At 65.5% G+C, this 10,718-nt stretch carries 12 protein-coding genes; 6 read left to right on the top strand and 6 right to left on the bottom strand.

The features are described from left to right. Positions 1-28: 28 nt before the first annotated feature. Positions 29-403: a methionine--tRNA ligase subunit beta gene (locus IPK69_10015; GenBank protein ID QQS08324.1), complete on the top strand. Its 375-nt coding sequence runs from the start codon at positions 29-31 to the stop codon at positions 401-403. A 19-nt stretch (positions 404-422) separates the two neighbouring features. Here IPK69_10015 and IPK69_10010 read toward each other — a convergent pair whose 3' ends face one another. The 3 genes from IPK69_10010 to IPK69_10000 all read right to left on the bottom strand — a co-directional run bounded on the left by IPK69_10010 (position 423) and on the right by IPK69_10000 (position 2,515). Next, positions 423-1,430: a hypothetical protein gene (locus IPK69_10010; GenBank protein ID QQS08323.1), complete on the bottom strand. Its 1,008-nt coding sequence runs from the start codon at positions 1,428-1,430 to the stop codon at positions 423-425. Then, positions 1,427-1,819 carry a hypothetical protein gene (locus IPK69_10005; protein ID QQS08322.1) on the bottom strand — a complete coding sequence of 131 codons (393 nt, stop codon included), beginning with the start codon at positions 1,817-1,819 and terminating at the stop codon, positions 1,427-1,429. The genes IPK69_10010 and IPK69_10005 overlap by 4 nt, the downstream gene beginning before the upstream one ends. A gap of 99 nt (positions 1,820-1,918) precedes the next feature. Continuing rightward, entirely contained in the window at positions 1,919-2,515 is a 597-nt protein-coding gene (locus tag IPK69_10000) for a sigma-70 family RNA polymerase sigma factor (protein ID QQS08321.1), read from the bottom strand. A 106-nt stretch (positions 2,516-2,621) separates the two neighbouring features. Here IPK69_10000 and IPK69_09995 point away from each other — a divergent pair, with 106 nt between their 5' ends. Genes IPK69_09995 through IPK69_09975 form a run of 5 tightly spaced genes read left to right on the top strand, consistent with a single transcriptional unit; the run spans position 2,622 to position 6,096 of the window. Continuing rightward, entirely contained in the window at positions 2,622-2,975 is a 354-nt protein-coding gene (locus IPK69_09995; protein ID QQS08320.1) for a DUF4286 family protein, read from the top strand. A 16-nt stretch (positions 2,976-2,991) separates the two neighbouring features. Beyond that, the gene (locus tag IPK69_09990) at positions 2,992-3,654 is read left to right on the top strand and encodes a sigma-70 family RNA polymerase sigma factor (GenBank protein ID QQS08319.1); all 663 of its coding nucleotides are present in this window, start codon (positions 2,992-2,994) and stop codon (positions 3,652-3,654) included. Between the two features lie 53 nt (positions 3,655-3,707). Further along, positions 3,708-4,973, top strand: coding sequence for a hypothetical protein (locus IPK69_09985; protein ID QQS08318.1), 1,266 nt, complete (start codon positions 3,708-3,710; stop codon positions 4,971-4,973). Then, positions 4,951-5,097: a hypothetical protein gene (locus IPK69_09980; protein QQS08317.1), complete on the top strand. Its 147-nt coding sequence runs from the start codon at positions 4,951-4,953 to the stop codon at positions 5,095-5,097. The genes IPK69_09985 and IPK69_09980 overlap by 23 nt, the downstream gene beginning before the upstream one ends. A 45-nt stretch (positions 5,098-5,142) precedes the next feature. Then, positions 5,143-6,096 carry an FRG domain-containing protein gene (locus IPK69_09975; GenBank protein ID QQS08316.1) on the top strand — a complete coding sequence of 318 codons (954 nt, stop codon included), beginning with the start codon at positions 5,143-5,145 and terminating at the stop codon, positions 6,094-6,096. A 70-nt stretch (positions 6,097-6,166) separates the two neighbouring features. Here IPK69_09975 and smpB read toward each other — a convergent pair whose 3' ends face one another. The 3 genes from smpB to gcvP all read right to left on the bottom strand — a co-directional run bounded on the left by smpB (position 6,167) and on the right by gcvP (position 10,700). Next, positions 6,167-6,679 (bottom strand): SsrA-binding protein SmpB, encoded by a 513-nt coding sequence (gene smpB / locus IPK69_09970; GenBank protein QQS08315.1) that lies wholly within the window; start codon positions 6,677-6,679, stop codon positions 6,167-6,169. Positions 6,680-6,822: 143 nt separating this feature from the next. Then, positions 6,823-7,563 (bottom strand): fumarylacetoacetate hydrolase family protein, encoded by a 741-nt coding sequence (locus IPK69_09965; protein QQS08314.1) that lies wholly within the window; start codon positions 7,561-7,563, stop codon positions 6,823-6,825. Further along, positions 7,560-10,700 (bottom strand): aminomethyl-transferring glycine dehydrogenase, encoded by a 3,141-nt coding sequence (gene gcvP, locus IPK69_09960; protein ID QQS08313.1) that lies wholly within the window; start codon positions 10,698-10,700, stop codon positions 7,560-7,562. The genes IPK69_09965 and gcvP overlap by 4 nt, the downstream gene beginning before the upstream one ends. Between the last annotated feature and the right edge of the window lie 18 nt (positions 10,701-10,718).

Here is a 10,718-nt window from a genome sequence, read left to right as displayed (position 1 = left end):
GAACTGATTCCGAGTTTGGAGACGAGCGATGGCGGAAGCGGGCAGTGTCGAGACCAAAGCGGTGGTGAGTTTCGAGGAGTTTGCGAGACTCGATCTTCGTGTCGCGAAGATCGTGCATGCCGAGAACCATCCATCGGCGGACCGCCTGTACAAACTCCAGGTCGACGACGGCTCGGGGACGCCACGCCAGATTTGTGCCGGGATCCGCGAGCACTATGCGCTCGAGGATCTCGTCGGGAAGACGATCGTCATCGTGGCCAATCTGGCGCCGCGGATGATCCGGGGCGAGGAGTCGCGCGGGATGCTCCTTGCGGCGAGCAATGCCGGGAAGGACGCACCGGATCGTCGCGTGGTTGTGCTCACGACGGCGTCGGAGATGGCACCGGGCGCGATCGTCTCCTGATCGATCACGACGACACTGATTATTCCGGCTTGTGATCCTGCCCGTCTCGGCCGGGGCCGGTGCGGCCGGACTCGCCTCGGTCGCGCCAGCGGCGGGGCGGGACATCGGGCTTCTCGCCGGATTCACCTTGTTCCGGATCGGCACGGAAGAGCGGCATGAGCAGACGCTCGGGGCGGAACTCCGGATCGGTGATCTTGGCGACGACCTCGTCGATGCGTGCGGGGCGCTCCTGCTCGGCGCGCTCCATGCGATCGCGGAGTTGCGTGATGCGATTCTCGAGATCGCGGATCTCGCGACGTTGGCCCTCGAGGCGGGCGTCCATGTGCTCGGCGAGGGCGCTGCGGAGTTTCATCACCGCCGAAACTTTCGCGTTCTCGTCGGGTGACTCCGCCGTGACAGCCTCGCGGACCTCGCGTGCGGCGGCGAAGACCGACCAGCCCGCCTTCCACTCGCGGCGCTTCACTTCGTACAACTCGGCATCGGTCGCCTTGAGCGTCATGAACTCGCGCACGCGCGGGGTGAGGCGGGATACCCAGCGGTCGTGCAAGGACGGCGACTGCTCCTTCAATCGATCCAGGAACACGGCGGCCTGGGGCGCCTCGACGCGGATGAACTCCAGCGTCTGCTCGGGCGAGATCTCGGGGAGCGCGCCTGATCCGGCGTTTGGACCCTCGGGGTGATCGCTGCCACGGGGCGGGAAGGACCTTGGCTTGTCTTCGCCGGGGCGCCCGTTCCCTCGGCCTTCGTTCATCTCTCCCATCACGCCCGCGGGATCCTCGCCCGTGTGCAGACGTTCGATGGCGCCGGCCAGCCGCTCGCGCTCGCGGTCGATCTCGTGGAGGCGCCGCTCGAGGCGGGCGGCGATCGCGTCGCGATCACCGAACGCCTCGGATCCCGGATTCTGGCCCGGGCCCCGTCGCGGACGAGATTCCGCCGGCGGAGCATCGGGCCCCGGCTGGGCGATGACGCTTGGCGCGATGAACGCGGCGAGCGAGAGGAACAGTGCGAGCGTGGCACGCGTCTTCACGAGGCGCCTCCATCCAGGAACGAGGACCACCCCTGACCCATCGAGTCGTGCAGGCGGGCGGTGTCGGAATACAGAAGATCGATCTGCTCGGATGTGCCGTCGTCGAGCGCGGTGAGGATCGCGTTGGCGAGATCGGCCTCGGCGGTGATCGATGCGGGATTGGTGCCCTTGGCAATGATCGTGCCCGAGGTGTGGTGGGCCGGGCGCATCGCGAGATACGCCGCACCGACCGAGGCGATGATCGCGACGGCCGCCGCCAGACGCAGACCCTTCGACGCCGCCACCCGCGAGGGGAACGGGATCGGGGCATCTTCGGCGACTGGCCCACGCGACGCGAGCAGCACGGGGAGCGTCGCCCGCTCGACGCGGTCCTCGAGACCCTGTGACACCGACTCCTGATCGGCGAGCCGCGTCGAGCATCCGCTCGAGCGCCGGGTCGGGCGAGAGGTTCATGAGCACGGGATCGTTCGGTGTGTTCGGCATTTTCGTCATGGCGTCAACTCCTGGCGCGCGCCCTGGTCGGCGCGCTCGAGGATGGTGCGGAGTTTTTTGAGAGCCCGATGGTGGCGGGCGAGGAGCGTTCCCACGGGTTCTTCGAGGAGGTCCGCCATCTGGGCGAAGGAGAGTTGGGCGAAGTGGCGGAGGTGCACGACCTCCTGATCGGCGTCGGGGAGTTCGTGCAACGCCTCGCGGAGGCGATCGAGCGCGGGAGTTCCCTCGGCAAGGCCGGGGTCTTCACTCTGGACCGTGTCGTCGTGGATCGGCTCGGACGCGGGGCGACGCTTGAGGCGGCGGATGTGGTCCCGCACGCGATTGATGGTGATCCGGAAGATCCACGCCTCGAACTTGCCCAGTTCCTGGTACTCCTGCCTTCCGAGACGCTCGGCGAGCGTCGCGAAGACAGACTGGGTAATCTCTTCGGCGACGTCGTGCGATCGGCACCGGCTCTTGGCCAGGGCGTAGACGCGCTTGCTGTAGAGTTGGACAAGATCATGCCAGGCACGCGGATCTCCAGAGGCGGCGTCGCGCAGCAACCTCGGCAGGTCGGAATCGGGAGAACGGTGTTGGGGACGCGAGTCGTCCAAAGTTGCTCCATACGCCCAGAGTTCAACGCCGAACGGCACATGATATTGCTTGCCCGCGCCTCATCCGGAAGGGATTTGATCGGCGTGTGCGGACTACGCTGGATGCATGGGCGAAGGTTCCGAGAACACCATTGTGTATGAGGTTGTGGCGACTTTGCCCAATGAAGCCGTCGCCGAGCGATATGTTCGGTGGATGCTCGACGGGCATGCGGCGGCCGTGGTGGCGGGCGGGGCGAGAACGGCCCAGGTTGACCGCCTGACCGGGGACCAGGATCAGGCACCCATTCGGGTCCGGAGCCGGTACGAGTTCGCGAACATGCGCGCGTTTGAGTCGTACGTGGAGCACCATGCCCCAGCGCTCCGAGCCGAGGGTCAGCGTTTCTTCCCTGCCGCCGAGGGGATCGAGTTTTCGAGGAGTGTCTGGGCGCGATTGGGCCGGTTCGACGCTCCGGGTTCGTGAATTCGAGGGAGGGTTCGTGCGCGAGCAGAGCGACGAGCAGATCTTCGAGCGATATCGGACGGGTGACGTCGGCGCGATCCGTCACCTGATCGAGCGGCATCACGACGACCTGATCCGGTTTCTGACGCGTCTTGTGGGGGATCGGGCCGCCGCGGAGGATGTGTTCCAGGAGACATTCCTCCAGATTCACCAGAGTGCCGGGACATTCGACTCGACGCGTCGATTTCGCCCGTGGCTTTTCACGATCGCGGCGAACAAGGGGCGTGACTACCTGCGTAAGAAGGGCCGGCGACGGATGCTGGAACTCTCGGCCCCGGTCGGTGGGAACGGCGAGGACGGATGCGATTACGTGGATCTTCTCGAGATCGATGTTCCCAAGCCGGGGACGCGGGCCGAGGAGGTCGAACGCAGCACCCTGGTACAGAACGCCTTGGACGCGATGGCGTGGCCCCTGAAGGAGATCCTGTTGCTCGCGTATTTCCAGCGGCTGAGTTATGCCCAGATTGCCGACGAGTTGGGGATTCCGTTGGGCACGGTGAAGTCGAGATTGCACTCGGCGGTCGCGACGTTTGCCAAACGCTGGCGCGAGGTCTCACGGGGCACGGGTGAAGTGGGCGACGAGTTGGATGGCATGAAGGATGGACCGATGGGCGAGGACTCGAGTGGGGGTGATTCGTGACGGATCGTGACCAGAACCTGCAGCAAGATTCGCGGGCGACTGAGACGTGGCCCGTGAGAGCGAGTCACTCACTCTCGGGCGAGATCGACGCGTGGGTCGATGGCCACGCCGGGGTGCGTCAGGCTCCAGTGGCGGTGCACGCGTCGAGTGAGCGCGCCGGCATTGTGGGCAGGCTTCTGGGAATGCTCGGGCTTGGGTTTGGCTCCCCTTCTACACATTCTGAAGAGGGCGCGAACAAGTCGGCGCTTGTCGAAGCGACGCTGGCGCGGATACTGAGTGACCGTCGCTCGAATACATCAACGACTGAACATGTGGACGACCGTTCCGGTGAGGTTCTTCTGACGCCGCGTGATGAGGAAGCGGTGGATGCGCTCGTGGCGTCGTCGATGGATCCGTCTCGTGTGCCGGGGTCGCTTCGGGATCGGGCGGTGAAGGCCGCCGGACTGGGCGAACTGCTGACGGGCGGGATGGCGACGAGCCAGATCGAGCGGGCGCGGACGACCGAGCGCGTGATGGCGGCCCTCACACGCGAGCGTGCGATGGGTGCTGCCGCGCCGTTGCACTCGGCCCGGGTCTCACGCGGGTGGCGCTGGTCGGATCTGATCTCGATGGCGGCGGTGCTGCTGCTGGGGACGGCGGTGCTCTGGCCGACGATCGCGGGTGTGCGGGCGCACGGCAATCGCATGTCCTGCCAGGGAACGCTCGCGTCGGCGGGCGGGGCGCTCGCGGGATACGCGGGTGACTTCAAGGACGTGCTCCCGGTCGCGTCGATGTTCCAGGGCGGCCTGCCGTGGTGGGATGTCGGCGTGCCGAAGCGGTCGAACTCGTCGAACCTCTTCACGCTCGCCAGCCAGGGATACACATCGGTGAAGGGCCTGTCGTGCGCGGGCAACGCGCTGGCCGCCACGAGCGCGAATGACGTGCTCAAGGACGATTGGCGTTCACTCGATCAGATCTCGTACAGTTATCGCGTGATGGATCGCCCGACGCGGTACAACGCGTCGAAGGGCTCGCCGAGTCACCTCGTGATCATGTCGGATCGATCTCCCGTCGTCCTCCGTGCGATCCGGGGCGAGGTCATCTTCCCCCTCGAGAACAGCCCGAATCACGACGGCAAGGGGCAGGCGGCACTCATGGGCGACGGGAGCGTGCGCTGGATGGAGACGCCGGTGATGTCGGATGGCGACAACATCTGGCTGCCCGGGAGCATCGAGCGTGTGCTCAAAGCCGTGGAATCGAAACTGAGCGGTCGCAAGGCCGAGCCGATCTCGGGGACGGAGACGCCGGCGTCGGCGGATGATGATTTCGTGGGGCCGTGAGGCGACGCTGATCGTCCACCTCGGAACCGAGGCCGCGTCCCACACCGGCACGCCTGCGGTGGTGCATCTGCCGGTGGTAGAGGCGAAGCCGTTGCCCAGCGTCGGGCACGGCGCGGCCGCATAGCAACACCCAAGACTGGTAGTCTGCAACATCCCCTATGAATTGTCTATGACCGTCAAGACGATTCCATGCGCCAGCGCCTCTGAAGTCATTGCCAAGTTGTGGGAAGCCTGCCCGATGGAGACCGGACCGGATGGTCTCCAGCGACGGCCGTGGATTTTTCGCGGGCATGCTTGTGCCTCTTGGAGTCTCCTGGCCTCTTCGCACCGTGAACTACTCAAGACACGCGATCAACTCGTCATTGATCGCCGTAATGCCAATGGCATTGCACTCAATTTCAATGGAACGACAGACAAGATCGAACCAGTCCGGTTGCGACGGATCGCCCTCATCAGAGCGACACGGTCAGCATGCCTCGATAGAGTGCTGAACTTTGGCCGCATAGCGAGCGAACTCGGGTTGCTCTCTGGAACTTCCGCCAAGGACTATCACCAATATGCGAACGGGATGCAGAGTGAACCACCGACTTGGAGAACAGACTTCAACTTTCATATGTATACGTCGCTCATAGGGCTTGCACAGCACAATGGTGTGCCCACGCCGTTTCTCGACTGGACCGCCAGCCCGCTCGTGGCGATCTGGTTTGCGTGCGACAAAGTACTCAATCCCGAGAACGGTGCAGATAAGGTCAACGAAAAAGACGCGTGCGTCTGGGCGTTCCCCTTGACGAGACTCGAACGCGGTAGTCACACTGAGAACATCGGCATCAATGTCATCCGTATCACCGACCAGACATTCCCCGTGGCTCAGGGCGGGATCTTCACGCATGACACGCTTCTGTATGCGGACTATGAGCGCGACGGCACCACGAAGACCCTTGACGAGCGAGTTGCAGTACAAGAGTTAAAGAAATTTCCGTTGCCCACACGAGTTTGTTTTCAACGAGAGTGGGCCTCAGAACTGATGACGATGCTCTCTGATTATGGCGTGACGGGTCCCCGCCTTATGCCAACGTTGCCCCGCGTAGGGCAGGAGTGTCTGAGGATTCTACCCAACACATAGAGCCCTGTCGGCACATCACACTAACGCACATACAGCGGATTGCCATGGCCCATTCCCCATGGCCTTCCCCTCACGCCCTTCGGCTCATCGCCCGTTGGATGTCCCGCTCGGCCTCGCGCTTGCCGATCGACTGGCGCTTGTCGTGCTTGCTCTTGCCCTTGCCGACGCCGATGAGGAGTTTCGCGTAGCCGTTCTTGAAGTAGAGTTTGAGGGGCACGATCGAGACGCCCTTCTCGCCGAACTGCTTGGCGAGTTTGACGATCTCCTTTTTGTGGGCGAGGAGGACGCGCGTGCGCGTGGGGCGGTGCTGGCTGCCTCCGCCGCTGCCGCCGCTGCCGAGGACGTACCTGCCCGAGGGGGCGTACTCGGCGATGTGCACGCCGTGGAGGAGGAGTTGTGGCGGGTCCATCTCGGCGCGGACGAAGCCCTCGTTCAGGGAGACCTGCCCGTCGCGGACGCTCTTGACCTCGCTGCCGCGCAGCACGATCCCGACCTCGAGCGTGTCGAGGATGGCATAGTCAAAGCGAGCCTTGCGGTTCTCGATGATGCGTTCGTCGGGAGATGGTTTCTTCTTGGCGGTCACGGGTGGAAACTGGCACTAGGCATTGGGCATTGGGGAAAGACATCTCGCGCAAGGCGAACACTAGCGCCCCACCGTTTCTGGTCCACAAGGGCCACCATTGACACATCCCTTGTGCCAGATGCCAGATGCCAGTTGCCAGTTGCCTATTCAAACCTCACCGTGTTCTTGAGCGTCCCGAAGACCTTTGGCTCACCGATCTCGATCTCGACGGTGTCGCCATCCTTCAGGAAGACCGGCGGCTTTCGCGCGAAGCCCACGCCGCTGGGCGTGCCCGTCATGATCACCGTGCCCGGCGGGAGCGTCGTGCCGCGGGAGAGTTCGGCGATGAGCGTGGCGACGTCGAAGATCATGTCGCGCGTCGTGGCGTCCTGCATAATCTCGCCGTTCACGCGGCAGACGACGCGGAGATCCTGCGGATCCTTGACCTCCCTTGGCGCGACGAGCCTAGGGCCGATCGGGCAGAAGGTGTCGAAACTCTTGCCCCGGCAGAACTGCCCGCCCGAGCCCTCCTTCTGCCACCAGCGGGCCGAGACGTCGTTGGCGTTGGCATAGGCCCAGACGCGCGAGAGGGCCTGGTCTTTCGGCACATCGCGCGTCGGTGTCGGCCCCAGGATCACGGCGAGTTCGGCCTCGAAGTCCACCTGCGGACGATCCTGGCAAACCTTCGGCACGACGATCGCGTCGCGATGCTGGCTCGCGCTCATCGGGCTCTTGGTGAAGACCATGGGCCGCTCGGGAAGGCCCTTGCCCTGCTCGCGGGCGTGCTCGGCGTAGTTCAGGCCGATGCCGAGGATGTATTGGATGGGAACGTCGCGCGGGGCGCCGTCCTCGCGCACGGCGAGACCGAGGCCGCCTTCCTGTCGGACGAGTGATATCTCGCTCATTGGGCGTACTCGCTCATGGGCGGGCAGGTGCAGACGAGGTTGCGGTCGCCGTAGGGATTGTCCACGCGGCCGACGCTGGGCCAGAACTTGTGCTCGCGGACCCAGGGGAGCGGGAAGGCCGCCCGCTCGCGCGAGTACGGCCTAGTCCAATCATCCGCGCAACACACGCTGAAGGTGTGCGGCGCGTGCTTGAGCGGGTTGCTGTCCTTGGGCAATGCCCCCTGCTCGATCTCGCGGATCTCCTCCCGGATCGCGACCATCGCGTCGCAGAACCGATCGAGTTCGGCCTTGCTCTCGCTCTCGGTGGGCTCGATCATGAGCGTGCCGGGGACGGGCCACGACATCGTCGGGGCGTGGAAGCCGAAGTCCATGAGGCGCTTGGCGATGTCGTCGGGCTTGATGCCCGCGGACTGGTCGAAGGGGCGGACATCGACGATGAACTCATGCGCGACGCAGCCGTGGTCGCCGCGGAAGAGCACCTTGTAGTGCTTCTCCAATCGCTTGGCCATGTAGTTGGCGTTGAGGATCGCGACCTGCGTGGCGCGGGTCAGGCCTTCAGCCCCCATGAGCGCGATGTAGACCCAACTGATGGGAAGGATGCTGGGGCTGCCCCACGGGGCGGCACTCACCGGGCCGATCGCCCTCGACCCCACGCCCGTCTTCGAGGCGTTCTCGAAGGGGCTGACGACCGGATGCCCGGGAAGGAAGGGAGCGAGGTGCTTCGCGACGCCGATGGGGCCCATGCCCGGGCCTCCGCCGCCGTGCGGGATGCAGAAGGTCTTGTGCAGGTTGAGGTGGCAGACGTCGGCGCCGATGAAGCCGGGGCTGGTGAGCCCGACCTGGGCGTTCATGTTCGCGCCGTCCATGTAGACCTGTCCGCCGTGCTCGTGAACGATGGAGCAGATCTCGACGATCTCGTCCTCGAAGACGCCGTAGGTGCTGGGGTACGTCACCATGAGGGCGCCGAGATTCGCGGCGTGCTCCTTCGCCTTGGCGCGGAGGTCAACGAGATCGATGTCGCCGTTGTCCTTGTTGGCGATGGCGACGACGTTGAACCCGGCGATAACGGCAGACGCGGGATTCGTCCCGTGCGCCGACTCGGGGATGAGGCAGACGTTGCGGTGCCCCTCGCCGCGGGACTCGTGGTACGCGCGGATCACAAGAAGCCCGGCGTACTCCCCCTGCGACCCCGCGTTGGGCTGGAGCGAGACCGCGGCGAAGCCCGTGATCGCGCAGAGCCACTCCTCGAGATCGCGGAAGAGGCGGCGATACCCGGCCGTCTGCGACGCCGGGGCGAAGGGATGGAGGTTGCCGAACTCGTCCCATGTGACCGGCGCCATCTCGGCGGTCGCGTTGAGTTTCATCGTGCACGACCCGAGCGGGATCATGCTGTGGGCGAGCGAGAGGTCGCGCCCCTGCAACTTGAAGATGTAGCGGAGCATCTCCGTCTCGCTCTGGTGGGTGTTGAAGATCGGGTGGGTCATGAAGGCGCTGGTTCGCGCGAAGACGGGCGGGATGCCGTGGGAACTCGAACCCTTGGCATCACTCCCCGCGTTACCGACCTTCGCGATCGCGCCGCGGACATCGGCCTTGCTTGCGCCAAGCACCTCGCACAGCGTCTCGAGATCGGGAACGGTCGTCGTCTCGTCGAGCGTGATCCCCACGCCGCCGCCCGAGCCGGTGTCGAAGTACCGCAGGTTGACCCGTGCCGCCTCGGCCCGCGTCCGCACCTTTGCGAGATCCTTGGGGAACGCGCGGAGACAATCGAAGATGCAGTCGTCGCTGTTCACGCGCACGCCGCCCTCGGCCAGCGCCGCCCGCAGCGCCATCGCCATCGTGTGGATGCGTGTCGCGATCGCCTTGAGGCCCATCGGCCCGTGGTACACGCCGTACATCCCGGCCATAATCGCCAGGAGCGCCTGGGCCGTGCAGATGTTGCTCGTCGCCTTCTCTCGGCGGATGTGCTGCTCGCGGGTCTGGATCGCCATGCGCAGGGCCCGACCGCCCTGGGCGTCGCGCGAGACGCCGATGATGCGCCCGGGCATCTTGCGCGCGTGCGACTCGCGGGCGGCGATGAACGCCGCGTGCGGCCCGCCGAAGCCCATCGGCACGCCGAATCGCTGCGCGCTGCCGATGACGACATCGGCGCCACCGCCCGAACTCGAGTTCTGTCCGCCGCACCACTCGCCCGGCGGCTTGAGGAGCGTCAGCGCCAAGGGGTCCGCCGCCACCACCATCATCGCGCCCGCCGCGTGCACCTTCTCACAGATCTTCTCGTAACACTCGACGCGCCCGTCCGTCGTCGGATACTGGACGAGCACGCCGCAGACCTTCGACAGATCCGCGCCTGCAAGATCCACCGGCTCGTGCCCGCCTGCGCCCGAGGCGCCGTGCACCGTCTTGAGCGTGATGCCCATCGACTTCGCGCGCGTCCTGCACACGCCGATGGTCTGCGGATGGCAGTCGTCCGAAACGACGAAGACGCCGCGCCCGCCCTCGGCGTTCCCAGCGACCGCGAAGCACATCGCCATTGCCTCCGCCGCCGCTGTCCCTTCGTCAAGCAGCGACGCTCCCGCCAGCGGCAGGCCCGTGAGATCACAGATCATCGTCTGGAAGTTCAGGAGCGCCTCGAGGCGTCCCTGCGAGATCTCGGCCTGGTACGGCGTGTACTGCGTGTACCACCCCGGATTCTCCAGGATGTTCCGCTGGATCACGCCCGGCGTGATCGTGCCGTGGTACCCCATGCCAAGGTAACTCTTGAAGACGACATTCTCGCGCGCCATCTCGCGCAGTTCGCCGAGCAGTTCGTGCTCGCCGCGCCCGAACATGGTGTCGCCGCTTCGAGCCGCCGACCCGCCGAGGGTCATCGGCTCTTTGAGCGCGATCCCGCCCGGGACGGCCGCCCTCGTGAGCGCGTCGAGCGTCGGATATCCCAGCACCTCGAGCATCGCCTGGATGTCGCGGTCATCGGGCCCGACGTGGCGATGGACAAAGGTGTCGGTCGGGCCGATGGCCTTCGCGACCGCGCTCGAGTGGTCAGAGCCACCCGTCGCCTTCCCCGCTCCCTTGGCCTTCGCCCCTGCACCCTTCCCCGCCGACGTCTTGACGCCCCGGCCCGACGAAACCGCAGTCTTCATGGCACTTCCAGTTGGCCC

This window comes from Phycisphaerales bacterium (assembly GCA_016699835.1).
Taxonomy (GTDB): Bacteria; Planctomycetota; Phycisphaerae; order Phycisphaerales; family UBA1924.
Note: the sequence above shows the minus strand (reverse complement) of the source record. Positions and strands in the feature narration are given on the sequence as shown.

Excerpts from the sequence above, each read along its gene's own strand:
- IPK69_09995 (QQS08320.1), top strand. The coding sequence starts at position 2,622 with ATGGGCGAAGGTTCCGAGAACACCATTGTGTATGAGGTTGTGGCGACT.
- IPK69_10015 (QQS08324.1), top strand. The coding sequence starts at position 29 with ATGGCGGAAGCGGGCAGTGTCGAGACCAAAGCGGTGGTGAGTTTCGAG.
- IPK69_09975 (QQS08316.1), top strand. The coding sequence starts at position 5,143 with ATGACCGTCAAGACGATTCCATGCGCCAGCGCCTCTGAAGTCATTGCC.
- IPK69_09965 (QQS08314.1), bottom strand. The coding sequence starts at position 7,563 with ATGAGCGAGATATCACTCGTCCGACAGGAAGGCGGCCTCGGTCTCGCC.
- IPK69_09980 (QQS08317.1), top strand. The coding sequence starts at position 4,951 with ATGATGATTTCGTGGGGCCGTGAGGCGACGCTGATCGTCCACCTCGGA.
- gcvP (QQS08313.1), bottom strand. The coding sequence starts at position 10,700 with ATGAAGACTGCGGTTTCGTCGGGCCGGGGCGTCAAGACGTCGGCGGGG.